This window comes from Lancefieldella sp. (assembly GCF_057237245.1).
Window position 1 is genome coordinate 79,397 of record NZ_DBHHJM010000004.1, and the last position, 25,769, is coordinate 105,165.

Here is a 25,769-nt window from a genome sequence, read left to right on the forward strand (position 1 = left end):
GACTAAACCGGACAGTTCACGAGTACCAATTAACGAGCATCAATGACGTAAAGACCTGCTTTAACAAGAAGATGACCATGGTGATCGCTGAGCTGCGTGATCTTGCAAGTAACAATGTTTTGATGTCCGTAGAAGAGCAAAGTACTCCAGAGAGAATTGCTTTCTCTAGGAACAAAGCCCAGCTTGTGGTCATTAGAGTACAGAGCAAGAGCTTCTGGGTCGTAAGGGTTATCACGTTCAGGAACAATGGTTAGATCTGAGCCAAGTTTGAGCTGGTCAAAGACAAGAGGAGCGTCGTAGTAGGGAAGACCGGAAACAACGAAGGAATCAACAAGCTTTGTAGGACTGTACATAAGAGCCTCCTTAGAAGATGTTGAGAATAGAATATGGATTTGTTAAAGAATGAGTGTCCAACAGATTGGACAGTAAAAAATAGCCGTAAGACAAAGAGTTTCAAAAGGAGTTTGGATGATTACCACTAAGAGATTGTTTCTTATTCCATGGCATGCATCTGACGCGGATGAGCTTTATGAACTAGCAAAAGATTCAGAGATCGGACCACTTTGTGGCTGGGAACCGCACAAGACTCTGGAAGATTCCAAGCAGGTTCTTGCAAATGTATTGTCCGAGAAGTTCTGTTATGCCGTAAAGGATATGAAGACTGGTCATGTAATTGGCTCGATGTCATTGGACTTTAAAGAAATTCCTGATCCAAAAGATTCCTCAAAGCAGTTGCATCAGGCAGAAATTGGCTATTGGATTGGTCGTCCTTATTGGGGACAAGGGTTGGCGCCTGAAAGCACTCAAGCTCTTACTACCTATGCATTTGAAGAGCATGGCGTTGACCAGGTGATTATTAGATATCTTGAGCGTAATAAGAGGTCTGCTTCAGTGGCTCAAAAGTGTGGCTTCACAGAAGCAGAAATCTTTACAGACTTGAATAAATATACAGGCAAAGAAGAGCAGTTTGGTATCTCAGTACTCACAAAAGAGGACTGGGAACGTGTTCAAAAATAGCAGTTGTTCTCGCTATTTTGTGTGTTGTTTTTAAATGTTGCATAAGGCAAACTCGTATATGCAACGACAAAACTACATGTAAAGCAATTAAAACAGTTAGTGGATTAAAGATTCTGCTTGTAAGAAAGGCGAAAGAAGTCTGCATATGATGATTAACAAACGCCTCATTGCCCTCATTGAGGAGAGTAAAAAATATATTGGCTTGACCGTGCTTTACCAGTGGCTTGCGCTGCTTGCCAATATTGTATTTATGTATTCTCTGGCAAGAATGATACAAGCCCTATTCATGGATTATTTTGTCCTCGAAGAGCAGTTGGTGTTTATTGCACTCTGCCTTATTGCTATTGTGATCAGGTATTTCTGCAAACTTGCTCAGCACAAGACAAGCTTTTACGCAGCAAAAAGGGTTAAAAAGACCCTTCGCGAGAAAATCTATCAGAAGCTTTTAGAGTTTGGTCCCTCGTATAAAAATTCATATGCGACCAGTGAGATTGTTCAGCTGGCAGTTGAAGGCGTTGACCAGCTAGAAACGTATTTTGCGCAGTATCTACCACAGTTCTTCTATGCAGCTTTGGCGCCACTGACATTATTCCTGACGTTGCTTTTTATTAGTCCGGTAGTTGGCATTGTTTTGCTGGTATTTGTTCCGCTCATCCCAATGACCATCGTTCTTATCCAGAAGTTTGCAAAGAAGCTTTTGTCTAAGTATTGGGGCCAGTATACGCAGCTTGGCGATACGTTTTTGGAGAACCTGCAGGGTCTGACCACAGCAAAGATTTACAAGGCTGACGATTTTAAACACAAGCAGATGAACGAGGAAGCCGAGCACTTCAGGCGTATTACCATGAAGGTTCTAACCATGCAGCTCAACTCCATCACCGTGATGGACGTGGTTGCATTTGGTGGAAGCGCGCTTGGTACAATTCTTGCAATTCAGCAGGTAAATGACCACCTCCTCTTTATGTGGCAGGGTGTGTTCATCATCTTGATTTCTGCTGAGTTTTTCTTGCCCATGCGCCTTCTTGGCAGCTATTTCCACATTGCCATGAACGGCATGGCGGCATCAGACAAGATTTTTGACCTACTTGATACTCCCGTTCGTGAGCAGGGAACCAAAACAGTTCCCGAGTCCAGTGATTTGACACTGCGCAACGTTTCTTTCTCTTACGACGGCGAGAAACCCGTCTTGGTGAATGTTTCTTTTGGAATGCGCGCTAACTCTTTGAATGCCCTGGTAGGAGAGTCAGGCTGCGGAAAATCAACAATTGCAGCACTTCTGACCGGAAAACTCCGCTCATATTCTGGCGATGTTCTGTTTGGAAATACCAGTTTGTCAGACATTTCTGACCAGAATTTGCTTCAAAACGTTACGTATATTGGTCATCAAGCACATCTCTTTATGGGAAGCGTTCGCTCTAACCTCGCCATGGGTAATCCAGAGGCAACTGAAGAACAGCTCTGGCACGCCCTTGAACAGGTCAATCTTGCTGAGTTCGTAAAGTCTTTGGGTGGACTTGACGCGCCAGTTGCCGAGAAGGGCTCCAACTTGTCTGGTGGTCAGCGTCAGAGATTAGCACTGGCCAGAGCCCTGCTTCACAACAGCCAGATGTACATATTTGATGAAGCTACTTCAAATATTGATGTTGAGAGTGAAGACGTTATTATGCAGCAGGTTCACCAGCTTGCTCAGACAAAGATGGTGCTGGTAATTTCTCACCGCTTAGTAAACGTTAAAAATGCTGATCAGATTGTTGTTATGCAGCATGGTCGCGTTGTTGGAAGTGGAACGCACCAAGAGTTGCTTGCAACAAATGACGAGTACAAACGAATGACGCAGGCCCAGACTGAGCTTGAGAATTATGTGAAAGGAGTTGAGGCGTAATGAAAACAGAAGTTAAGAACAGCGCCACAACTGCACGTACTTCTCGCCGTAGTGCGCTCACCATCATGTTGAGGCTGGTGGGGCTGGTTCGCCCGCTGGCTGGCTTTATGATACTTGCAATTTTGATGGGCGTTTTGGGTAACCTTTCCGCCACGTTCATCAGCATTTTTGGAGCATATGCGCTGCTCAGCGCTATGGGCTTTGCTTCATCTTCTTCTATGGTGTTGCTTTTTGGTGGCATGCTTTTGTTTGCCCTGGTCCGTGGTCTGCTGCGCTATGCCGAGCAGGAATGCAACCACTTTATTGCGTTTAAACTGCTTGCGCTTATTAGAGACCGTGTGTTCACGGCGCTCAGAAAGCTTGCTCCTGCAAAGCTTGAGGTCAAAAATAAGGGCAACCTGATGAGTGTCATTACCTCAGATATTGAGCTGCTTGAGGTTTTCTACGCACACACTATCTCGCCTATCTGCATTGCGGTTGTGTTCTGCATTGTTATGGTGTGGTTTATTGTGGGCAGCACCAACTGGATTTTAGGTGTTATTGCACTTGTTTCTTACCTGGTAGTTGGCGTGGCAATTCCGCTTGCTATGTCTAAACGCTCCGAGCAAGACTCTGCTGAGGCAAGAGATCTTGCTGGTAACCTTTCTACGGTTACCCTTGATAACCTGCGTGGTCTTGACGAGATTCTGCAGTACAACACGGGCACTCAAATGCTTGAGAGTTCCAGTAAGCTTGCTGATCAGTTAAGCGACAGACAGCAGGCAGTTAAGAAGGCATTTGGTGTCAACGATGCGATTACCTCAACGGTCATTCTTGCCGCAACACTAGTCATGTTCTTTAGTTCGTTCTACTTGGCCTATCACCAGCAGATTCTTATGAATGAAGCTTTCATTGTCACCATTGCATTGATGAGTTCATTTGGACCTGTTGTGGCTTTGGCAGCACTTGGTACAACCCTGACCAGTACGTTTGCTGCAGGCAATCGTGTTTTGGATATTTTGGACGAACAGCCCCTGGTTAAAGATGTAGTGGGTCAAAAAGACATCTCATATGAAGGCGTGCGTGTTTCTGAGCTCTCATTTGCGTACGATAACGAGCAGATTCTGGACAACATTTCTGTGGATATTCCTACCGATAAGATCGTGGGAATTGTGGGAAAGAGCGGCTCAGGCAAGTCTACGCTGCTTAAACTCTTGATGCGTTTCTGGCCAGCAACACCTGGTGCCATTGAAATTTCTGGAACCCCTTTGGAGCAGGTTAATACCTCTAACCTGCGTGATCTTGAGAGCTACATGACGCAAGATACGCACTTGTACCACGATTCCATTAAGAATAACCTGCGCATTGCAAAGCTTGACGCAACGGATGAAGAGATTGTTGAGGCGTGCAAGAAGGCTTCAATTCACGAGTACATTTCCACGCTGCCCCAGGGCTACGACACGCCTGTTGCAGAGCTTGGCGACTCACTTTCTGGCGGAGAGCGTCAGCGTATTGGCCTTGCACGCGCTTTCTTGCATGATGCGCCACTCATGCTGCTCGACGAGCCAACCAGTAACCTAGACAGCCTAAACGAGGCTATTATCTTGCGCTCACTTGATAAAGAAACTGAGCGCAAATCCGTGGTTCTTGTCTCTCATAGGGCTTCTACCATGGGAATTGCAGATGTTGTTTACACCGTTGATGGGGGACGAGTGAGCTGATGACACCTGAAGAAATTGCGCAGAAACGTCAAAAGGAAAAAGATCTTATTTCGCTCATGATTCGCTTTTATTGCGAGAAGTGCCATCGCACCAAAGCCCACGAACCTCTGTGCGACGAGTGCGCTGAGCTTGAGAAGTATGCGCATACGCGTGTGGACCGCTGTCCTCACATTGAGACAAAGACGTTTTGCTCAAAATGCAAATCGCATTGCTATAGCAAAGAGATGCGCGCTCGTGTCAAAGAAGTCATGAAATCCACAGGACCTCGGCTGCTTCTACACCATCCAATTCTTGTAATCAAGCACGCGCTTCAGTAACGCAGTCCTAGTTGGCCTTGTACACCTTTGACATCTGCGATTTTCTCGCCATTTCACGGTCTTCTCGCCAAAAGTGAGAAGACCGCATTTTTTTGAATCTTTTTCATTTGAAACATAACTGTTAACTCTGAGAATTACGTATTTTTGTCGAGGCGCGCTAGGTTTACAGTGACCTCTCGCTTTACAGAAGGAGGCACTGCGTTGATTAAATCTAAGAAAGCGTCATTTATTTTTAAGCTATTTATTGCTGTGATTGGCACCTTTGTACTGTGTGATTCTGCGGGCGTCTTCCGAATGAACTTCCGCGTTTCTTTCTTGTATTACTTCACCAACATCTCTAACCTGCTGCTTGTTGCCTATTTCTGGGGCGCGCTGTTTCAGGCTTACAAGCATCCCGAGACTGCTCAGAAGCCATGGATGTCAACGGTCAAACACACGCTGATGCTGGGCATTACCGTAACTGGCCTGGTAGCTTACTTCCTGCTTGACCATGGTGAGGTCTTTGTAAACGGCGTCTTTAAGTTCAACAATTTTATTCTGCATGATGTGATTCCTATCTGCGCCGTTTTGGACTGGCTGCTCTTTGACGAGAAGCCAACTATGGGCTTCAAAGAGCCTCTGATCTGGCCTTTGTATCCGCTCACGTATTTTGCGTACATTATTGTTTTGGTCCTGGGCTTTGGCGTGCAGATTAAAGAGAAGTCTCGCTGGCCTTATGGATTTATGGACTTTGATAAGCTAGGAGTCCCAACAGTTGCTTTGACCATTGTGATCCTGATTGTTGTCTTTGTTGCCCTGGGCTACCTCTACGTCGTCATTGATAAAAAACTTGGCGAGAAGATCAAGAAGGCTGAGAACTAAACGGACTGCATAGTCAAAGCGAGGTTAAAAGTTGGGATGACCGCAAGACTAAACACCAGGTTGATTGCAGGGCACCTGACATTCGTGAACTGCCTCCCATTTCTTGGACGTAAGAAATGGGAGGCAGTTCAAAACACACCTAAGTCAGATAATCTGTCAAAAAGGCGTATACATGACGCTGAAATTACCTCAATCATGCAGATTATCGTCATTAGATGTGTAAAATGCCCGCATCTGAACAGAATATCTGACTTAGGTGTGTTCCGTAGATACTAAATTTATCGATAGTTAAATTTCTTATATAAGTCTATTCATGTTTAAGCATATTAGATAAAGTTTATGCATAGAGATGCATATCAGGTAGTACGACCGCCTAGCTGCCTAGCTATCTTGATTAGGAACATGTCGATTCTTCGGCAGAACCTACCAAAGCTGCGCTATTTTGTGGGCCAGGCCTAAAAGCCGACGCTAACACGCTGCAGAATCATAATCACCCGCATATGAACTGCCTCCCATTTCTTATGTACAAGAAATGGGAGGCAGTTCACTTTGTCGGGCGCTTTTTTATGCCGTTTACGGGAGTACATTTGGAACGCGGCGTGTGTACTGGTAAAATGTTAAAAAGTTGATGAAGGAGGTACTATGTCACTGTATCGTCATCTACGTTCTAGTTTGGGTTCAGCCCAAAAAATTGCGCTTGCTGCCAGCACTTTTGTCATGACAATTGCGCTACCCGTTATCGCAAAAGCTGATGTTATTGATGCGCCAAGAGTTGGTAATGCGCCAAGAGTTGGTCTAACCACTTCTCATGCAAGTTTGATCGCAGTCGTTGTTCTTGTGGCTGTAGTCGGATTTATCATGATCATAAGGCGTCGCAGGTAAAACCTTGTCCACAACGCAGCAGATTCTTCCCAAAAAAGAAGTCACTACCTTTGCGTATGCACTTTGTCACTTTGTAGTTGACTTTGCATGCGTATCTACCATGCTCTGCGCGGTAAGCCGAGTGTTGGGCGAGTCTGGCCAGGGTTCGATGGAAGTTGTTGCGCTCAGTATTTTACTGTATGACATAGTTGCCTTTACCCTGCAGCTCCCTATAGGCATTGCGCTGGATCAGCTGGATAAGAACTCCTATGCCGCCTTACTTTCGTATGCTTTAGTGGGTGCTGGAGTTATTCTTTCGCTGGTCCCTATAGCCCTTCTCGAGTGGCCTGCAATTCTTTTGCTTGCGATTGGAAACGCGCTCTTCCATAGTGCAGGCGGACTGAGCGTCCTTAATATCTCGCAAAAACATGCAGGACCTTCGGGAATCTTTATTGCAACTGGTGCAATTGGAGTCTTTTTAGGCACACAAAGTGCTCAAATGGGAAGACTTCAGATTGCGTTTTCCCTGCTTGTGCTATTGTTCTTATGCGCGCTTATTACGCTTGTAGTACAAAAGGTTAACAAGAAGTACTGGAACGTGCATAACGTTTCGTTTGATATTTCGGAGCTTTCATTCAATACATTGCTTGCGATTGCACTGCTGAGCCTTGTGGTGGCGCTGAGAAGCTATGCTGGCATGGTTATGGCATTTCCTTGGAAGAGTGAGATGCTCTTACTGGTATTAAGTATCCTTGGCGTATTTGCAGGTAAAGCGCTTGGTGGAGTGGTTGCTGATCGTATTGGCTTCAGGACTACAGCTATCTTCTCGCTCATTGCTGCAGCCACCTTGTTTGTGCCCTCATGGGAGATACCGGTTATGGGCCTTCTGGGTGTATTTTTCTTCAACTTTACTATGTCCATTACGTTGGCATCTCTGGCAAATATCTTGCCTAACGCAAACGGCACCGCGTTTGGACTGGCCAGTTTCTCACTAGCTGTAGGTGCATTGCCTGCGCTCGCAGGATTCCGTATTGAACATCCTGCGATGCTCTCTGGTATCAGTTTGGTCTCGGCACTTGCGTTGGGTGTAGGTCTTACGTTAGTCAAAGATTCCGTGGCTACAGGGCCATTTGGTCATGAGCGTATGTTCCAGGCAGCACAAGTTGTTGAGGCTGCAGAGGAAGATGTTCTAATCGCAGAGCTATCTGATCAGGTTAATGAGCTTGCGGTTGAAGATGAGTGTGTGGCTGAAGACAAACAAGCAGAAGGCTAATGGCATGGACGACCAAATATTTTTATTGCCGTATTTGATAACCATTATTCCAATATTTGCGTTTTGTCTGATTCTGACTATTACTGTTGAGCTTATTGTCGCAAAATCGCTGGGCGTTAAAGACAATCAAGCGCTGTTGATAGTTGTTGCTGCTCAAGTGCTTACTAATCCAATTGCCGTTTTTATCACAAGCGCCCTTGTTGATGTGGTTGCTAACGACGTTCAGTACTGGGCGTACGTCATAACTGTTGAGCTGGTTGTTATTGCTGTCGAAGGTCTTATATACAAGGTAAAAAGAGTAAGTAACACCCCATGGACTCTTTCAATCTTGGCCAACCTTGCGTCAGTATCCGTAGGTATTCTCGTTCAAACACTTATATAAAAATTTAGCGAGAAGCCCTTTGAATAGAAGGGGTTTCTCGCCAAACTTGGGTGATTATTTGAGTTGAAGCCTTAATGAACCATCGCAATAAGAAGAGCTCCGACCATAAGACCAATGGATGTTCTGAGGGCCGCTGAGGCCTGCCTGTGCAAGAGCTTTTGCGCGCGGGTTGCGTGCGTGAGCTGGGCTTCTGAGGTGTTGTGTGTATGCATTGGTCCTCCTTTCTTAGTTCTTGTTTAGTATATGTCCAAAAGTAAGCTTTGGTAAACTCTTTAGTATAAAAATGATACAAAAAACCACGCCGAGGGTGAGCCCAATCATTCCTCCAGAAGAGGCGTCTAAGTAATAACTGCCTGTTATTCCAATCAAAACGCTGACCGTGGCAATAAGCGGAGAAATCCAGAGCATATGTCGCATCTGATTGGTAAGAAGCCTTGCGCAGGCACCCGGAACAATAAGCAGCGAGACTGACAAAATGACGCCAACTGCCTGGAGCGATATGACAATTGCGAGGGCTAGGGCAACAAGCAAGAATGAAGTGAGTGTTTTAGTAGAAAGACCGATTGCTTGAACCTGCGTGGGATCAAATGAAAGCAAGGTCAGGTCCTTGTTTTTAAGGATGAGCAGGATTGCAATAGGCAGGCCAATACAAAGAACTTGCAGCATGTCGGGAGTAGTGACCCCCAAAAGGTTTCCAAACAGAATGTGGGACAAGTTAATTTGACTTGGAACCTTGGATATGAGAACTGTTCCTAACGCAAAAAACGTTGTAAATACAATGCCGATAGCAGTATCGGGGCGCACAATTTGGCTCTTTTTGACTTGTCCGACCAACACCACGGTAATGAGAGCAAACACAAGTGCTCCTACCAGATAGGGAAGTCCCAGCAGGTGAGCAATGACCACGCCTGGGAGAATAGAATGCGAGATAGCGTCGCCCATAAGCGACCATCCCATGTGTGTGATCCAGCAGCTCAAAAGCCCGCAGACTATGGCGGTTGCAATTCCGGTGATGAGAGCTCGCTGCATGAATGCGTATTGGAGAATGTCTACCTCAGGCATGGAGCACCTCCTCAATGTGGGTATCTTCGGAAATACCAAGGTTCTGCAGGAGGGCGTCTCCAGAAAGAATTTCTTTTGAAGAGCCCTGTGCGGTTATGGTTTTATTGATGACCAGGCAGAGCGGGAATTTTTGCTGGGCCAAATTGATGTCGTGAATTGAAACGAGCAATGTTTTGCCTTCTTTACTGAGGTTATTGAGCTGTTCGGTGATGATGGCCTCAGAGCGAGCGTCTACTCCCGCAAACGGTTCGTCGAGAAATACCAGCTCAGCGGCTTGCGCTATTCCGCGTGCCACAAAAACACGCTTTCTTTGTCCGCCCGAGAGTTGGGCAAGTGGACGATCTGCAAGGTCGGCCAGGTTAACGCGTTCAAGTGCCTGGGCAACCAGCTTTTTGTCCTGAGCGGAAGGTATGCGCATCCAACCCTGATGAACATATCTTCCCTGCATAACAACGTCTTTTACGAGCAGCGGAAACGTTGAGTCAATTGCCTCCGTTTGAGGGACGTAAGCGACTTTTCCTTGCTTGCGCGCCTGTGAAAGAGGTTGCTGACCCCAAGTAAGTGACCCCTCCCATGCGATGGTGTCCATCAATGCTTTGAAGAGCGTAGATTTTCCGGCGCCATTGACGCCAACAAGTGCGCAAAGATCTCCTGTTGAAAGCGAGAAATTCACGTCATAAATGATGGGTTTCTCGCGGTCTTTTTTCTCGTACCAGGCGCAAAGTTGCGAAACACAAAGATTCATCGAACAATTACCTTCCCATGAGACCAGATACGATTGCGTCTGCATCGTGTTGCAGCAGGTCAAGATAGGTGGGCACGGGGCCGTCAGCTTCCGAAAGGGAGTCTACGTACAAGATGTTTTTCTCGTCAGTTTTGAGGACAGCACCTGTCTCGTCGGCTACCTGCTGCATTGCCTTGGGGCTTACCGTGGATTCGCAGAATACTGCGGGGATTTGCTGGGCTTTTACAGTTTCGACGACTTTGGCAATCTGCTGCGGAGTGCCTTCATCAGCGGCGTTAACGGCCCAGAGGTAGAGCTCCTTCATGTTGGTGTCGCGGCACAGGTACGAGAACGCTCCCTCGCAGGTCACAAGCGTGCGCTGGCTCTCCGGCAGGGTGCTAAGCTCCTCAATCAGGTGAGAGGAGATGTTGTCGAGCTCCTTTTTGTATGCGTCGCCGTTGGCTTCGAAGTCTTTGGCGTGGTCAGGGACAAGGTTGCTGAGCGCGCGGACGATATTCTCGACATAGATCTTTCCGTTTGCGGGCGACATCCACGCATGCGGATTGGCCTGACCCTGGTAGTCACCCTCGGCTATGGGGATGGCGGTGATGCCTTCGCTGAGGTCGGCGCGTTGAGCAGGCGAGTCATCGACGAAGCGCTCAAACCAGCGCTCAAGTCCCAGTCCGTTGTTGAGGATGAGCTGGGCCTTTTGCGCGCGCTTGAGGTCGTCGGGCGTAGGCTCGTAGTCGTGGATTTCGGCACCGGCCTTGGTGATGGATTCTACCTGGCAAAACTCGCCCGCAACGCGAGAAGCCATGTCCTGGATCACGGTGAAGGTGGTCAAGACGAGGGGAGCCGAGGAATTTTGGTTTTGCGCGGAGCTTGAGCTGGCTGCAGAATCGTGTGGACTACATGCGGCGAGAGAAGCGATTGCTGCCGCGGAGCTTGCGCCGAGCAAGGTGAGCACTGACCTGCGGGTCATAGTCGAGCTGCGCTGTGCGACGCCTGTGCGTGTAGCACTGGTAGAGCACGCTGGTGCAGAAGAACGTACGGAACTGGTTGAGTTTGCGGCGCTGGTAAAATATGCGCGCAAGCCCAGTGGAGCGCGCGCAGAGAGATGCTTCATAGCGACCTCTTTCCAAAAGATTGAAGGGTACTAATAGTTTTTTGCCTTATTGTATGCCTATAAGTTAGCTATGTCTAACTTTATGATAAAATGACCTGTAATGACAAGGTGTGTTTTGGATGCATTACGCGTATCGAAGTTGCCGAGCGTATCGGAGTTACTGTGTGTTGCGGGGTTACTGTGCGTTGCGTAATCACTCTGTGAAACTTGCGACTTTTGAAAGAGGATTGTTAAGAGCTAATTGTTTAAATTGAGTATCATTTATGACAATTATTTCGTCTAGGCAGTATATCGATGAAAAAATGTGTTTCTGAAGATAATTTTTTCTGTTATTTGTTATGTAAATGCAGGTATGATTTAGTTGTTTCCTAATGGTTTGTGCTCGTAGATTCAAAGGAGAAGAGCATGGCATTTGATTTTACCGGTAAGCTCGTACTGGTCACCGGCGGTAACTCAGGCATCGGCGCTGAGATTTCCAAGGGTGTCGTCGCAGGTGGCGGACACGTAGTTGTTTGCTCTTTCGATAAGGAGGAGGTTGGCCAGAAGTTTGTTCAGGAACTTGGCGAGGGAAACTATTTCTTCTTCATGGACATTTCTGATGGCGAGGCAGTTAAGAAGACTGTTGCTCGCATTCTTGAAGAGTGCGGCGACGTTAACGTTCTTATCAACTGCGCAGGTCGCGTAAGCACTGTTCCTTTTGCAGAGGTCGACGATGTTGAGTGGGCTAAGACTATCAACACCAACCTTACTGGTACTTACAACCTGACCCATGCTCTCTGGCAGCACTTCATTGACCGTGGCGGCGCTCGCATCGTCAACGTTTCTTCTGTTGCTGGTAAGATTGGCGGCGGCCTGCTTGGCACCGTTGCTTACGCTGCTTCCAAGGCTGGTGTTAACGGATTCACCAAGGCTATCGCTAAAGAGGGCGGTAAGTACGGCATTTCTTGTAACGCTGTCTGCCCATCCTTCACCATTACTGGTATGACCACTGCACTTTCCAACGATCCTGAGAAGTACAACAAGGTCATCAGCATCATTCCTTTGGGCCGCCCTGCTCAGCCATCTGAGCCAGCTCAGATGATTCTGTTCTTTGCTTCCGACGCTGCTAGCTTCGTCAACGGTGAGATTGGCGACTGCGACGGCGGCATCGTAATGGACTAGGTGGAGTACATGGCTGAAAAAGAACCAATCTCCATCCAGCATCCATTTAAGGCTCTGGGCCGCATTCCAGGTGCAAACATTCTGGTACCACTGTTGCTCGGCGTCTTTATGAACACAGTTTTTCCAGACGTTTTTCCAACGCTTGGTAGCTTTACTGCCGCAATGACCGTTAAGGGTACTGCTGCTCTGGTTGGCGCTTTCATGTTGTGTGTTGGTGCAACAATTTCGTTCAAGAGCGCACCTAAGGCTGCACTTCGCGGTGCAATCATCATCATTTCTAAGGTAATCTTCTGCGTTGCTCTTGGTCTGGCCGTTCTGTTCTTCTTGAACGACAACCTGCTTGGCCTGTCTTCTATGGTTATCCTTGCTGCTTGCTCTGGTGCAAACAACTCCATGTATGCAGGCCTGATGGCTGATTATGGCAACGAGTATGAGCAGGGTGCAGTTGCAATTACTACGCTGGTAGTTGGCCCTCCAGTTACCATGCTTGCTCTTGGTGCAACTGGTCAGTCCCCAATCAACTGGTCTTTGCTTGGTGCAGTTCTGCCAATTATTATTGGTATTCTGCTTGGCAACTTCTTCCCATCCATGAAGAAGATGCTGACCAGCGCGCTGCCAGCTATTATTGTTATGACCTTCTTTGCTATGGGAACTACTATGAAGTTTGATTCCCTCATCATGGCTGGTCCTGCAGGTATTCTGCTTGGAGTTATCTGCTCCGTTTGCGGTGGCTTTATCAACTACTTTGTTGATCGTGCAACTGGCGGATCTGGTATTGCTGGTGTTGCTATTTCTTCCTGCGCAGGTGCAAATGCACTTACACCTGCTGCTATGGCAGAGGCTAACCCAGCCCTGTATGGCGGTGCTGTTCTTGCAACAGCAAACGCACAGGTAGCAGCTGCAGTTATCGTTACTGCAATCCTGACACCACTGATTACTGGTTATGTCGCTGAGCACTTTGCTAAGAAAGACAACACTTCAGAGAAAGTTGTTGAGGCTGCTTAACAAGTTCTACAGTTCAAGCACAAAATCCCAGCACCTAGTGGTGCTGGGATTTTTTGTGACGCAATGCAGCACTGGCTCCGTCCAAGAGTTGCTCGAAGAATGGTGATAGGCGGCTGATGGAGGGGCAGTGGATGCCTTAGATTCTTCGGAAACCGCTTAAATAAGTCTCTAAGTGGTAAAAAATGCGTTTAGTTGGAGATTTCATTTTTCTGCATACAACGTTTGCCCAGATAAAAGTTTTTGACGCGGTAAAAAATCGTCTTAGTTGGAGATAAAACAGCTAATTTTCAATTTTCATTTCCAACTAAACGCGTTTTTTACCTTTTTTGGCACATAATTTTGAGCTCAAAAATTACGTATTCATGGAAACGAATATAACAATCTGATTATGCAAAAAGGGTCAGAACGAAACGTTCTGACCCTTTGATTTGCAATAAAACCTGCGACCAGCTTTGCCACAAGTAATTGGGCAAGCAATTTCTGTAAGTAATATCAAGCAGCAGCTACTTAATCAGGACATTTCCTTCATAGCTGTCATGAACATCCTGAGGCGTGACGCCCATGTGCTTCTTGTATAGTCTGCTGAAGTAGAACGGATCGCTATAGCCAACTGCCTCGGAAGTCTCGCGCACAGAAAGGCCAGATTGAAGCAGCTGTTGAGCATGATCAAGACGCTTTGCAATGATGAATGTCATTGGGCGAACGCCAAATGTTTGGACAAAATTGTTGGAGAAACGCTGAGTGCTCATTCCGCAACGTTTAGCCAGGCCAGGGATGGTAATTGGATCTGCAAAGTGGAGCTCAATATACGTGCGAGCCTCGGCCATGCTCTCCTGAACCTTTTGGCTGTTGGTGAGTAGGAACATAGACTTGATGAGCTCGGTGCCATTGACAATCTGAGCAACACGATTGTCCAGCGATGGGGTGGTGTTAAGTTTTTCCAGGTCAAGCACCTTATCAAGAATGCGGTCGAATCCTTGAGGATCAAATACATAGGCATTGAAGATTGGGCTGGTGACATCGCCCTGAATGCCATCATAGTAGATGTTTACATGGTCAAACGAGCGTCCGTAAAGGGTTCGATACGTTACGGTCTGACCTGCAGGAACATGTACAACCGTGGTTCCTTCGCAGACAAATTCATTTCCACCAATAGTAATCTCGGCAGCTCCAAAAACAGGAATGATGAAAACAGAATGAGCAAGCGAAAAGGTAACTTGGGAGTCAGCAATCTTCTGTTGGCGGTTGATTGAAAACACACTATACGTCTGCCGCGAATAGGTCTCTTTTAGCTCCTGCAGATTAGCCTGCATAGAATCTCCTCATTTCACAAGCGCTCAATTGCGCCGAATATTAAAAATAACATGGAGAGTATTTTAGCCAGCAGAACTGCGATTGCAACCCCAAAATCAAATAAAATGCCATTTCAGGGGTTAAATTTTGATTAACGAGAAAGACAATTGCCTACGTAACTTTTATAGAATGGTTTAAAAAAGAACAATTTATGAATAAATTTTGTCCATTCAAATTAAAGATTTTACATTTTGATTGTTCGCTTTAAACTGCCGATAAATAGCGTTTTTTGATACCATGAATTAGTTATGCACAAATGGTTTCTTCAGGTTAACTTTAGATACTGCAAACTTCATTTTGATGTCGTAGTTTTTTAGTTTGCTATGAATTCCATTGGTTTTGCAGGTTTTAGGTTTAGGTTTTGTTGGCTTCTGTTGAGTTTTCTCGTAGAAGGTTTGTATATGGAGCAGCTTGCGCACGTATTTTCACTTATCGTTCAGCCCGCATACGACTTGACTGGCAGTTGGTGGGCTGCAATCTTTCTTTTTACTCTTGCAACTAAAATCATCCTGATGCCCCTGGCACTTTGGACGCAACAAAATTCTATTGTTATGGTGCGTCTTATGCCCGAGACCTTCCGCTTAAAGACTCGCTACTTCGGCGACAGGGAGACCATCGAGGAGCGCTCCAACGAGCTCAACAAAAAGGCAGGTTATCACCCGCTATTGAGTCTTATTCCTCTGGCAATCCAGGTAGTCATCCTGTTCGGCCTAGTTGATGTTATCCATGGCATCACTGATTCTGGCGCGCCTGGCACAGAGTTTTTGGGCATGACCCCAATCATCGACGGTGGTATCACCTGGATTATGCCACTGGCGGCAGCTTTGTCCTCAGTTGCTCTTGGCCTTGCTTCCAACAAGCTGAACCCACTTCAGCGCGAGCAGTCTCGTGCCGAGAAGAACACCACAAATGGCCTTTCTATCGCAATGTCACTGGTACTTGCAGTCTACGTTGTCTGTGGCATGGCGTTCTACTGGGTCTGCTCAAACCTTCTGTCCATCCTGGTACAGGTGGTATGCAACATCATTATTGACCCTCGTAAGCAGGTTAATTACGACGATCTCAACGCTGCTCGTGACGAGTTTGAGGCAATGGACGCAGCAACCAAGTCCACTCACAAGTGGTTCCAGCGCGATCCTCATGCTGCTCGCGAAAAAGAGGACTACAAGCGCTTCTTTGACACCATCGGCAAGCACCTGGTTTTCTACTCCGAGTCAAGCGGCTTCTACAAATACTTCCAGGGCGCCATCGAGTGGCTGCTGGCAAACTCTGACATTCGTATCCACTATGTCACCTCTGACCCTAACGACCAGGTCTTTGAACTGGCAAAACAGCATCCTCGCCTGATTCCGTATTACTTGGGTCAGCGTCGCCTTATCACGCTCTTTATGAAGCTAGATGCCGACGTTGTGGTTACGTCCCTCGGCGACCTGGAGAGCTCTTACATGAAGCGCTCCTACGTGCGCAAAGACGCTGAATACATGTACATGTGCCACCACATGACCTCCATGACGGTCACCTCAACGCGCAACGAGTACACCTACTACGACGATGTCCTCTGCGTTGGCCCTCATCAGCAGCACGATCTTGAGCTGGTCGAGAAGTACTACGACACGCCATCCAAGAGAAAGCCTGCTATTGGCTACGATCTTCTCGACAGGTCAATCAAGAACTACCAGAAACAGAATCTGGGTCAGCGCAAACCTGGCGAGAAACCCCTGTTGCTGATTGGTCCTTCGTGGCAGTACGACAACTTGATGGACAGCTGTCTTGACGGCCTGTTTGAGCAGCTCATGGGTCGTGGCTGGCGAATTGTGGTCCGCCCACACCCAGAGTATTTGAAGCGCTATCCTGCCCGTATGGAGGAGATTCTTGCTCGCTACACTGACGCGGACCCAGAGGAGCTCTCCTTTGAGACCGACTTCAGCTCCAACACTTCGGTTCTCTCGGCTGACCTGCTCTTTACTGACTGGTCAAGTGTTGCTGAGGAGTTCTCGTTTACCACGCTCAAGCCGTCGGTTTTCATTGACACGGCAATGAAGGAGAATAACCCCGACTGGAGCAAGATTCATTCGGATCCATGCGACATTACGCTTAGAAACGAGATTGGCCGCAGCTTTGATCCTAAGGACCTCTCGGGTCTGGGTGACGCGGTTGCGCAGATGCTTGAGGAGACCGATAGCTGGTCGCACAAGATTGAAGAGATTCGCAACAACATGATCTTTAACCTCGGTCATGGTGGAGAAGCCGCAGGTAAGTTCATTCTTGAGCGCGTTTTGGCGCACCAGGAAGAGGCCGCTGCTGAGGTTGCAGATGACGCTACTACCAAGAAGAACGCTGCTGCGGACGCTGCTGACGACGCCGAGAAAAGCGACGCCGTCAGCTCCACTAAAGACGCGACAAAGACAACTGATGAGGACGGTGTTTCTCGTGACTAAAACAACAACTTCTACCATGAGAAACTCCTGCAGCGCCACCGTTCACAAGACGCGTGTACTCTTTATGCACGCTGCACTATATGTTGCAGCGTTAACAATTATTTGGTGGGCTCTTCTGCCTGCAACAGCGCAGGCTTACGTTGACCCATCTGTCATGACCTACACCATCCAGGCGCTGGCAGCAGTTGTAGTTGCACTCTCTGCGGTCCTTGGCGTTGCGTTTAGGCGCTCTCGTAAGGTGCTCTTCCGTCTGCTTAAGATTGATGAGAACGCCAATAAGATTGTCGAAGGCAAAGTTCACAAGGTTGACGCCAAAGGTGCAGAAGCTGCAAACGTTCAGATGAAAGAAATCCTTGCAGCAGAAGCTGTTCGTCTCAGGGAACAAAAAGAGGGAACCCTCAAACCTAAGGGTCGTATTGGTGTCGCATTTCTTGTCTCTTTCTTTACTGTCTTTACTATCTTGGTCGTAGCCCCACTTGAGCTGGTGGCAAGCAATGCGCGAGACCTTTCTTTCAACCTCAACGATGTTGCAGGTCCCGTTATTATTGCAGGTCTTATCCTTACGATCATTCTTACAGTGCTTCTATCACTCCTGCGTAAGCGTGTGTTTAACGTTGCCGTTGCATTTGTAGGCGCCGTCGGTGTGGCGTCATACGTTCAGGCAGTATTCTTGAACGGTGGTATGCCACTTGCAGATGGTCACGAGGTTATTTGGTCCAACTTCACAACCCAAATGATTGTCTCTGGCCTCATCTGGCTGGCAATCATTGCAGCTGCAGTGACCTTCTCGCTCCTAAAAGCACGTCAGCTTAGAACAGGTCTTCTGGTAACCGCAACCGCTCTTATCATTGTCCAGACAGTGGGCGTTGCAAGTCTCTGGGGTCCTGCAATCGCAGCGTCAATAGATGCTCATGCCGAAAACCAGCAGGTTATCGCAACGCGCGAGGGCCTCTACAATGTTTCCTCCAAGAAGAACGTCGTGGTGTTTGTCCTTGATACTACCGACACCGCCTTTGTTCAGAGACTCTACGATGAACGTCCAGAGACATTTGCCGGTTTAACAGGATTTACGTGGTATAGAAACTCTGTAGGTTCTATGATTCCTACTCGATATGGTGTGCCATCGCTGCTTTTTGGAACACGTCCTCAGCCTGGCGAGAATTTCAACGATTTTGTTTATAACTGGGCACAGAGTGATCAGTATCTCAGGGATATCCAGAATGCTGGATTTGAGGCTGGTCTGTACACCGACCAGCTCAATTACAACCGTTATAGAGGAACAGCTCAGAAGTATTCCGTTAACTACCATCCACCTGTTGGTAGGGGACTTGATAATCAGCTGGATGTTTTTGGTGCGCTGCGCATTCTCTATAAGACGGCGTTCTGCAGGGACATGCCTTGGGTGTTTAAGCCCCGTTTCTGGTATTACACCGAGGATCTTAATATGCGCATGCGCAAGTCAGTCAACATGGACGAAGTTGATCTCTCTTCACAGCCATACACCGAGGATGACCTCAAGTATTACCAGGAGCTTCAACACTACGGACTCTCGATTGACGACAGCGCTGGTCAGAACGGTTCATTCCGTTTCATTCATCTGTTTGGCTCTCATCCACCTTACACGCTTGATCGCAACGTTGAGCGCACTGAAGATCCAAGCAAGCAAAACGTTGACGAGCAAACCATCGCGGCTTACAGAATTGTTGAAGCCTACATTGCTGAGCTTAAGCGTCTTGGTGTGTATGAAAACACGTCTTTCATCATTACCGCAGATCATGGTGACTGGTACTTGACGGGCAGCGATATTCAGACACCTTCTGCTCCAGTCATTATGTATAAACCAGCTGGTCAGACCGCTGAAGAGGCGGCTCAGCCTATGCAGATTTCTGACGCGCCTGTCTGGCACTACGACATTTTGGCGCAGACGCTGAAGGACATGGGCGTTGACCAGCAGACGCTGTCCAATTACACTACACCGCTTGATGAGGTCCACGAGGGAGACGTTCGTCCTCGTTACTACATCGAGACCATTTCAAATGGCAAGCGAGACATCTTTGTCAGGGAGTTTGTCATCAATGGCAATGCTAATGACATGAAAGACTGGAGTCTTACGGGCAACGAATGGCCTGTTGAACCATGGCACGACTAAGTTAGGTGTCCGGTAATCTGCCTGCTGGCGAGAAACCCGGTGCGCTTGACGAGAAACCCGGTGTACCCGCCGTCGAGAAATCCACTTACAAGAAAAGCCGCGTCCACACGACGCGGCTTTTTTGGTGACCAGTTATATGAGCTGTTCTGCAAAGAGAGCTTACCCGTGAGCTGGAACTACTGTGGCCTAATCCATGCGGGTAGACCATCAGAGAAGATACGTGCGAGTGGGTACGCTTCTTCAATAGTCAGTGTTGTAACAACGTGATAAGGGCCTTCTGCTGACGTGTCAAATACCAGCGCAAGGGGTTTCTCGCCATCGGTGGTGGGAAGTGCAAGGTAGACGCAGTGCTTGGATGGATTGTAGAGCTCAACGGCCATGCGCCATCCGCGCTTTGCTGCTCGCAGGGCGTTTTGCACCAGAGGCGAGTTGTCATCAAATCCACGCTCTGAATCAAAGAGAAGGGGTGTGGCAGCTGGGACGGGGAGCGAGAAGTCGGCGTCGGCATGCATGAGCTGCTGCTCGTTCTTTCTGTAGACGTACGCTGCGGAAAGGCAAGCCTGTGCCGCTTGTAACGAGGGTGCATCGCTCAGATAGGTGGTGCAAAGCGCATTCCAGTCGGAGACAGGAGCCTCGTTCATAACCACGTCAACAGGGTTGATAGGTAGCTGCTTTGCTGCAGCAGGAAGCTTTTCCCATGAAGCAATGCCAGACTTTGGCAGTCCGTGAAGTACATCAACTGCCTGATCCTGCAGCTCATCTGCAGAAACGCTGAGCTTCAAGAGCGTCCAGGGACGCAGAGCACCGCGCTTAGATTTGCGAATAGTAGCAGTAATAACCTCGTCTGTCTGCGGCTTCTTGTAACGTGTGTTAAACGTGAACGTGCCGCCCTTAGAAATGAGTGCGCGAGAAGACTCGGCAAGTTTGAAGTCTTCTTCTAGCTGCTTGAGAACGTTGGCGTCGACGGGAGCCATCTGATACAAAATGCCGAGAAGCTCGTTGTTAACGTGGACGTCTTCCTCAAAATTGGCAGGGTATGTTGGGGCGGGGGCATGAGTCTCATTCTGATTGATTACCTGCGTAGAAGCCTGGGATTCAGAAACTGTAGTGCTAGAGACAGAACTTGTTGCATTCAGTGCCTGTTGCAATACTGAAGGAGCGGCCTCAAGCGTCTTCTCTTCATCGGAGCCGTCGTAGGGATTGTAGGTAACGGTAAGCGAGATGGTAGGCTCAGGCACTGTAGGCTCGGGCACTACAGGTTCGGGCACTGTAGGCTCGTCAGCTTTAGGCTCTGGAGCTGGTGTTTTGGTCTCGTCAGATTCCGGAGCGACATCATCGATTCCAGCGGGCTCTGGAGTGGCATCATCGGCAGATTCTTGCTGGATGTCTTCTTCAGGCGCCTCAGCAGCAGACTCCTCTGCGACTAGTGCTGTTTCTGCACCAGACAGTTCTTCCGAGCTCTCTACGACAGGCACCTCCTCTGACTCCGTCGACTCTTCCTGGGCAGGAAGCCCCTCAACTTCAGGTTCCGCTTCAACTACCAGGTGTTTTGGCTTAAGTGCGCGAATGGACTTTGCCCCACGGCGGCGCTTCCAAGGCTTGCCGTTGTTTTGAGCCTCGACGTTTTTCTCGCCAGCTACAAGGGCAGTCTCAAAGGTGTCAAAAGTCAAAAGCGTTGCGTAGACGTAACCCTTTTTGAAGGCTGTGATCTTAATAAAGTCAGGGCACGCCTCCAAGAGAGCGCGGATGTCGTCAAAGCCAAAATCTTGCGGTGCAAGGTCGTCTTCAATGAGCACACCCTCAACAGTAGAGAGGGGAGTCTGCTTAGAGACGCCAATGGTTGCTTTGAGTAGTTTATACAGGTAAAGAGCGTGTTCTTGTTTTATAACAGCCATGATGCTCCTGAGATAGTAGTTAGTGGACTACATACTACTCGATTTTGAACAGACAAAGATACTGATTACGCACAGAAAGTCGCAATACGTAGCGAAAAAGCGAGAACTGGACTGATAGAATAAGGCTAGATTGAAGGGAGCTTACATGATTGGTCGTTTTATTAAGAGAGCTGCAGTTAGAGCTGCAGGTTTAGCAATTACTCAGTATGCCGCAAAGGCAGCACTTCAATCCGAGGCTGGAAGAAAGCTGCTTGCTACAACGGCTTCTAAGGCTGCTAACTTAGCAGGCAATATCGCAAAAGAGCAGATTACCGCTGGATTTAATGCTCATATTAGGCCAGCACTGCCAAGCGGCGATGCTATTCAGTCATCAGTCGCTCGCGCTCAGTCTGCACTTCGTTCGGCTCAGACTTCAGTTTTGGCTGCTCAGGCACAGCTTCAGTCTAATCTAGAGAATCGTTTTTCTCGCCCAAAGAACAAGCTTTCAAAGCAACTTGCAAGCACTGCAGAGTCGCTTGAAGAGATGGGGGAGACCCTGGCTGAGCATCAGGATGCTGCCGCAGATATCGCAGTTGCAGATGTTGTTGAGGAAATTGCTGCTCAAAATGAACAGAATTCTGACGCTTTGTTAGCCTCTACCAAAAAACGCAAGACGCTCAGAAACGTTGCAATTGCTGGCGGCGTTGTGGCTGGTGCTGCTCTTGGTTTGGCTGCATACGGCGCTTATTCCATTGCTCCACGCAAGCAAAATGATCGCCTGCTTCTGGAGCGTTGGCACGAGATTGCTCGTCATCGCTATGCTCACCGTGGCCTCTACAACAACGAGGCAGGCATTCCAGAGAACTCCCTGCTTGCTTTCCGCGCAGCTGTCGAGAAGGGCTTTGGCTCCGAGGTTGATGTTCACCTGACCGCAGACAATAAGCTGGTTGTTGTTCACGATTCAGCACTTGATCGTCTTTGTGGCGTACAGAAGATTGTTGAGGAGTCCACACTGGAAGAGCTTCGTGGTTTGAGGCTTCTTGCTACTGACGAGCAGATTCCAACATTTGAGGAAGTCCTCGAGGCTTATGCATGGAGCGGCTCCGGTGAGCTGCCTGCACCTTTGATTATTGAGGCTAAGACGCGCAACAATAACGCTGAGCAGCTGACAGAAAAGATTATGCAGGCTCTTGATCTTCGTCCCGTTCGTGCATGCATCGAGAGCTTTGATCCTCGCGTTTTGCAGTGGCTGCGTCAGAATCGTCCTGAGATGCTTCGCGGCCAGCTTTCAGAGAACTTCCTGGTTGACCGTCAGACTAAGCACATGAACATTGCTACACGAGCTGGCGCTACAGCTCTCTTTGGTAATTCTGTTGGTCGTCCAGACTTCATTTCTTACAAGTTTGAAGATCGTAAGAACCCCTTTGTTAAGCTGGCCTGCAATACCATGGGCGCACATCTGATTACCTGGACCGTTAGGAACGAGGAGGACATGATTGCCTCCGAGCTTGAAGGTGCGCCTGTCATTTTTGAGGGATTTACTCCAACTCCCGCGTCGCTGATCAACTAGCTTTCCAATCGGTGAGAAGAACGTTTGGATCAAACTGCGGCCAAAATTTATAGGTTTACCTGGGACTCCACGGGTTTCTCGCCCGCGGAGTTTCTTGTGAAAAGTTCCTTAAGATTGTTGTATGAATATATGTACATATATCAATTTGAGGAGTAGACTAGGTATAACAACAACCCAAGGAGGAGCTATGAGCTCAAAGACAAAGGTGAAAATTGCTCGCATTGTCTGTTCTGCTGTTTTGCTAGGTATTGCTTACGCGGTTGAACACGCATTTGACCTGCAGCTCTGGCAGGCACTGTTGCTTTACCTGTTGCCTTACGCTGTTGCGGGATACGATGTTGTTCTAGAAGCATGGGAGAGCATCACTGAGGGCGAGTGCTTTAACGAAGACTTGCTCATGACCATTGCTACTGTTGGTGCCTTGCTCATTGGCTTTGTGCCTAACGGTTCTCCTATGTTTGATGAGGCTGTCTTTGTCATGCTGTTCTTCCAGGTAGGAGAAGTGTTTGAACACCTTGCTTCCGATAACAGCAAGAAATCTATTGCCAAGCTTATGGATATCCGTCCTGACAGCGCAACGGTTGAACGTGACGGAAAGCTGCTTACTATCTCTCCAGAAGAAGTTGGTCTAGGAGAGATTATTTTGGTCAAACCCGGCGACCGTGTCCCTGTTGACGCAGAGATCGTCGAGGGTTCTACCAGTCTTGATACCGTTGCTCTTACTGGTGAGAGCGTGCCTCGTAACGCAACGGTGGGGGATAACATTATCTCGGGCTGCGTAAACCTTTCTGGCGTGGTACGCGCCCGCGTTACTCACCTCTTTGAAGACTCTACTGCTTCCCGCATCATTAAGCTGGTAGAGAGCTCAAACCAAAACAAGTCCAAGAGCGAGAGGTTTATTCGTCGTTTTTCTCGCGTGTATACTCCAGCAGTTGTTTACAGTGCCATTGCGCTGGCGTTTTTGCCACCACTGTTTTCGGGGGACTTTGTAGCTAACGCTTCTACCTGGGCTGTAAGGGCGCTTACCTTCCTTATTGCATCTTGTCCGTGTGCGCTGGTAGTTTCCGTGCCACTGGCCTTCTTTGGCGGTATTGGCGCTGCTTCGAAGGAGGGCATCCTAATCAAGGGCTCTTCGTACATTGATATGCTTTCTACCCTTGATACCGTTGCCTTTGACAAGACCGGTACGTTGACCGAGGGTGTCTTTGAGGTTCTGGCTGTTCATTCTCAGACCATTGGCGAGAAGGACCTTCTGCACCTAGCTTCTCACGTTGAGATGCACTCCACACACCCCATTGCTGCAGCTCTTCGTGCTGCTTATCCAAGCGAGGACGATGACTGTGTTATCACGGACATCAAAGAAATTGCTGGTCAGGGCATTTGCGCTAACGTGAATGGTAAGAGCGTTGCTGTTGGCAACAGCGCACTTATGGAGAGCGTAGGAGCTTCTTGGAAAGCGTGCGAGAACCACGGAACCATCATTCACGTGGCTGTTGATGGGACCTACATGGGCCACATTGTTATTTCTGACCGCGAACGAGCTGATGCTCCAGCAGCAATCGCTTCCCTCAAAAACGTTGGCGTTTCTAAGGTTGTTATGCTCACGGGCGATAAACGCGACGTTGCAGAAGAGATTGCTGCTCAGATGGGCATTACTGAGGTTCGTGCTGAACTGCTTCCACAGGATAAGGTTTCTGCCGTTGAAGGTCTTCTCGCCCAGAAGACAGCTGGTAAGTCCCTTGCTTTTGTCGGTGACGGCATCAATGATGCACCCGTTCTTGCACGCGCTGATGTAGGCGTTGCTATGGGCGTTTTGGGGTCTGATGCTGCTATTGAGGCCGCCGACGTAGTTCTTATGGACGACAAGCTTTCTAAGCTCTCAAAGGCCGTAAAGATTGCTCGTCATACTTTGGGTATTGCAAAGCAAAATATTGTGTTTGCTATTGGCGTTAAGGTTGCTGTTTTGATCCTTGCAGCCTTTGGTTTGGCTCCCATGTGGCTAGCGGTCTTTGGAGACATAGGCGTTATGGTGCTTGCGGTTCTTAATTCCACTAGAGCTTTGAATATAAAGTCGATTAAGTAAAAGAGTCAGGGCTGCTGGCCTAAAAAAGAGCGCTCGCAAAGGAGCGCTCCTACAAAGGTTGTTTTCACAAACGGCTGTTTCTACACAGAGCCAATTACAAATTACTGAGCCTTCTTACGAAGTCTACGAGCACGGTTTGCAAGATTGCGGACCGTGCTTTCCATTCCATGAGGAACGTAGGTTAGTGACTCTAAATCTTCTGGAAGGTAGTCAACAAGACTGACAGGCTCTGTGGGTGTGAAATCTGCTGGTACAGGACCTGGAGCAATCAGGTAGGCATGAACCTTAGCGCCTTGGGCGCCAAGTTTTTGTTCGTACTCACTAGGAACATCGTGAGGAAAATCTGTCTGTGCATCTCGCGTTTTCCAAATAAAGTTGTAACCAGCAACTTCAACTTGCTCAAGAGAAAAATCAAAAAGTGGCTGACTGTCCGTTTTAAGACGAACAACACCCTCTTTAGCCAAAACATTTCTATATTGCATAAGACGCTCAGCATCAGTGAGGCGCATCTTTGCCTGCCTGATTCGAGGAAATGGTGCAGGGAAGTTGAGGTAAATAACAGAGATCTCTTCTGGCGAGAAGTACTCATCAATCTTCATGCCGGTACCAGGAACTACGATGGCGTTAGGCACTCCTGCTTCATACATTGTTTTAGCAGCATATGAAATACAGATAGGTTCTGTATCAATGGCTACAAAAAGCACGTTAGGATTTGCCTTGGCTTGCGCGGCAGTAAAAGATCCCTTGCCGCAGCCAAGGTCTACACGGACCTCAGAGAAGGGGACATGTCCCTCAGCAGTAATTGGCGCACACGCAGAAGCCCACGTACCTCTCAAAGCCTCTGGATGAGGCTCAATGACGCTGGAATACGCCTCTAAGCGCTCTTCCAGAACAAAGTTTTTAGGCAAACGTGCATGTAGTGCGCGCAAAG

22 protein-coding genes are annotated in these 25,769 nt (G+C 48.1%); 14 read left to right on the plus strand and 8 right to left on the minus strand.

The window, feature by feature from the left end; genetic code table 11:
* Positions 1 to 29 precede the first annotated feature (29 nt).
* Positions 30 to 353 carry an HIRAN domain-containing protein gene (locus ACO5GU_RS04665; RefSeq protein ID WP_313995979.1) on the minus strand — a complete coding sequence of 108 codons (324 nt, stop codon included), beginning with the start codon at positions 351 to 353 and terminating at the stop codon, positions 30 to 32.
* A 115-nt stretch (positions 354 to 468) separates the two neighbouring features.
* On the opposite strand from ACO5GU_RS04665, the gene ACO5GU_RS04670 reads away from it, so the two are divergent.
* The 8 genes from ACO5GU_RS04670 to ACO5GU_RS04705 all read left to right on the plus strand — a co-directional run bounded on the left by ACO5GU_RS04670 (position 469) and on the right by ACO5GU_RS04705 (position 8,293).
* Complete coding sequence (locus ACO5GU_RS04670; protein ID WP_484930312.1) at positions 469 to 1,017, plus strand: GNAT family N-acetyltransferase; 549 nt, start codon at positions 469 to 471, stop codon at positions 1,015 to 1,017.
* Positions 1,018 to 1,162: 145 nt separating this feature from the next.
* Entirely contained in the window at positions 1,163 to 2,899 is a 1,737-nt protein-coding gene (locus ACO5GU_RS04675; RefSeq protein ID WP_484930313.1) for an ABC transporter ATP-binding protein/permease, read from the plus strand.
* Positions 2,899 to 4,599, plus strand: coding sequence for an amino acid ABC transporter ATP-binding/permease protein (locus ACO5GU_RS04680; RefSeq protein ID WP_484930314.1), 1,701 nt, complete (start codon positions 2,899 to 2,901; stop codon positions 4,597 to 4,599). The genes ACO5GU_RS04675 and ACO5GU_RS04680 overlap by 1 nt, the downstream gene beginning before the upstream one ends.
* Positions 4,599 to 4,916, plus strand: a complete 318-nt coding sequence (locus ACO5GU_RS04685; RefSeq protein ID WP_484825323.1) for a nitrous oxide-stimulated promoter family protein — start codon at positions 4,599 to 4,601, stop codon at positions 4,914 to 4,916. Before ACO5GU_RS04680 ends, ACO5GU_RS04685 begins: the two co-directional genes overlap by 1 nt.
* A gap of 201 nt (positions 4,917 to 5,117) precedes the next feature.
* Positions 5,118 to 5,777, plus strand: a complete 660-nt coding sequence (locus tag ACO5GU_RS04690; protein WP_484930315.1) for a Pr6Pr family membrane protein — start codon at positions 5,118 to 5,120, stop codon at positions 5,775 to 5,777.
* A gap of 642 nt (positions 5,778 to 6,419) precedes the next feature.
* On the plus strand, positions 6,420 to 6,659 hold the full coding sequence (locus ACO5GU_RS04695; protein WP_484825325.1) for a hypothetical protein: 240 nt from the start codon (positions 6,420 to 6,422) through the stop codon (positions 6,657 to 6,659).
* Positions 6,660 to 6,663: 4 nt separating this feature from the next.
* The gene (locus ACO5GU_RS04700; RefSeq protein ID WP_484907392.1) at positions 6,664 to 7,911 is read left to right on the plus strand and encodes an MFS transporter; all 1,248 of its coding nucleotides are present in this window, start codon (positions 6,664 to 6,666) and stop codon (positions 7,909 to 7,911) included.
* Positions 7,880 to 8,293 carry a hypothetical protein gene (locus tag ACO5GU_RS04705; protein ID WP_484825327.1) on the plus strand — a complete coding sequence of 138 codons (414 nt, stop codon included), beginning with the start codon at positions 7,880 to 7,882 and terminating at the stop codon, positions 8,291 to 8,293. The genes ACO5GU_RS04700 and ACO5GU_RS04705 overlap by 32 nt, the downstream gene beginning before the upstream one ends.
* A gap of 71 nt (positions 8,294 to 8,364) precedes the next feature.
* On the opposite strand, the gene ACO5GU_RS04710 is transcribed toward ACO5GU_RS04705, so the two are convergent.
* Genes ACO5GU_RS04710 through ACO5GU_RS04725 form a run of 4 tightly spaced genes read right to left on the minus strand, consistent with a single transcriptional unit; the run spans position 8,365 to position 11,205 of the window.
* Entirely contained in the window at positions 8,365 to 8,505 is a 141-nt protein-coding gene (locus tag ACO5GU_RS04710; protein WP_484825328.1) for a hypothetical protein, read from the minus strand.
* A 13-nt stretch (positions 8,506 to 8,518) separates the two neighbouring features.
* A complete protein-coding gene (locus tag ACO5GU_RS04715) occupies positions 8,519 to 9,355 on the minus strand; it encodes a metal ABC transporter permease (protein WP_484807399.1) in 837 nt (278 codons plus the stop codon).
* Complete coding sequence (locus ACO5GU_RS04720; protein ID WP_484930316.1) at positions 9,348 to 10,100, minus strand: metal ABC transporter ATP-binding protein; 753 nt, start codon at positions 10,098 to 10,100, stop codon at positions 9,348 to 9,350. Before ACO5GU_RS04720 ends, ACO5GU_RS04715 begins: the two co-directional genes overlap by 8 nt.
* Positions 10,101 to 10,107: 7 nt before the next feature.
* Positions 10,108 to 11,205, minus strand: coding sequence for a metal ABC transporter substrate-binding protein (locus tag ACO5GU_RS04725; RefSeq protein WP_484930317.1), 1,098 nt, complete (start codon positions 11,203 to 11,205; stop codon positions 10,108 to 10,110).
* Between the two features lie 405 nt (positions 11,206 to 11,610).
* Here ACO5GU_RS04725 and ACO5GU_RS04730 point away from each other — a divergent pair, with 405 nt between their 5' ends.
* Positions 11,611 to 12,366 carry an SDR family NAD(P)-dependent oxidoreductase gene (locus ACO5GU_RS04730; protein ID WP_313995940.1) on the plus strand — a complete coding sequence of 252 codons (756 nt, stop codon included), beginning with the start codon at positions 11,611 to 11,613 and terminating at the stop codon, positions 12,364 to 12,366.
* 9 nt (positions 12,367 to 12,375) lie between these two features.
* Positions 12,376 to 13,371 carry a 2-keto-3-deoxygluconate permease gene (locus ACO5GU_RS04735; protein WP_313995937.1) on the plus strand — a complete coding sequence of 332 codons (996 nt, stop codon included), beginning with the start codon at positions 12,376 to 12,378 and terminating at the stop codon, positions 13,369 to 13,371.
* Between the two features lie 503 nt (positions 13,372 to 13,874).
* On the opposite strand, the gene ACO5GU_RS04740 is transcribed toward ACO5GU_RS04735, so the two are convergent.
* The gene (locus ACO5GU_RS04740; RefSeq protein ID WP_484801228.1) at positions 13,875 to 14,684 is read right to left on the minus strand and encodes a helix-turn-helix domain-containing protein; all 810 of its coding nucleotides are present in this window, start codon (positions 14,682 to 14,684) and stop codon (positions 13,875 to 13,877) included.
* Between the two features lie 441 nt (positions 14,685 to 15,125).
* Here ACO5GU_RS04740 and ACO5GU_RS04745 point away from each other — a divergent pair, with 441 nt between their 5' ends.
* Both ACO5GU_RS04745 and ACO5GU_RS04750 read left to right on the plus strand, forming a co-directional pair.
* Positions 15,126 to 17,162, plus strand: a complete 2,037-nt coding sequence (locus ACO5GU_RS04745; RefSeq protein ID WP_484930318.1) for a YidC/Oxa1 family membrane protein insertase — start codon at positions 15,126 to 15,128, stop codon at positions 17,160 to 17,162.
* Positions 17,155 to 19,311: a hypothetical protein gene (locus tag ACO5GU_RS04750; RefSeq protein WP_484930319.1), complete on the plus strand. Its 2,157-nt coding sequence runs from the start codon at positions 17,155 to 17,157 to the stop codon at positions 19,309 to 19,311. Before ACO5GU_RS04745 ends, ACO5GU_RS04750 begins: the two co-directional genes overlap by 8 nt.
* 176 nt (positions 19,312 to 19,487) lie before the next feature.
* On the opposite strand, the gene ACO5GU_RS04755 is transcribed toward ACO5GU_RS04750, so the two are convergent.
* The gene (locus tag ACO5GU_RS04755; RefSeq protein ID WP_484930320.1) at positions 19,488 to 21,206 is read right to left on the minus strand and encodes a DUF3825 domain-containing protein; all 1,719 of its coding nucleotides are present in this window, start codon (positions 21,204 to 21,206) and stop codon (positions 19,488 to 19,490) included.
* Positions 21,207 to 21,351: 145 nt separating this feature from the next.
* Here ACO5GU_RS04755 and ACO5GU_RS04760 point away from each other — a divergent pair, with 145 nt between their 5' ends.
* Together ACO5GU_RS04760 and ACO5GU_RS04765 are read left to right on the plus strand one after the other, a co-directional pair.
* Positions 21,352 to 22,755 (plus strand): glycerophosphodiester phosphodiesterase, encoded by a 1,404-nt coding sequence (locus tag ACO5GU_RS04760; protein WP_484930321.1) that lies wholly within the window; start codon positions 21,352 to 21,354, stop codon positions 22,753 to 22,755.
* 187 nt (positions 22,756 to 22,942) lie between these two features.
* The gene (locus ACO5GU_RS04765; RefSeq protein ID WP_484930322.1) at positions 22,943 to 24,838 is read left to right on the plus strand and encodes a heavy metal translocating P-type ATPase; all 1,896 of its coding nucleotides are present in this window, start codon (positions 22,943 to 22,945) and stop codon (positions 24,836 to 24,838) included.
* A 101-nt stretch (positions 24,839 to 24,939) separates the two neighbouring features.
* Here ACO5GU_RS04765 and trmB read toward each other — a convergent pair whose 3' ends face one another.
* Positions 24,940 to 25,767, minus strand: coding sequence for a tRNA (guanine(46)-N(7))-methyltransferase TrmB (gene trmB / locus ACO5GU_RS04770; protein ID WP_484930323.1), 828 nt, complete (start codon positions 25,765 to 25,767; stop codon positions 24,940 to 24,942).
* Positions 25,768 to 25,769 lie beyond the last annotated feature (2 nt).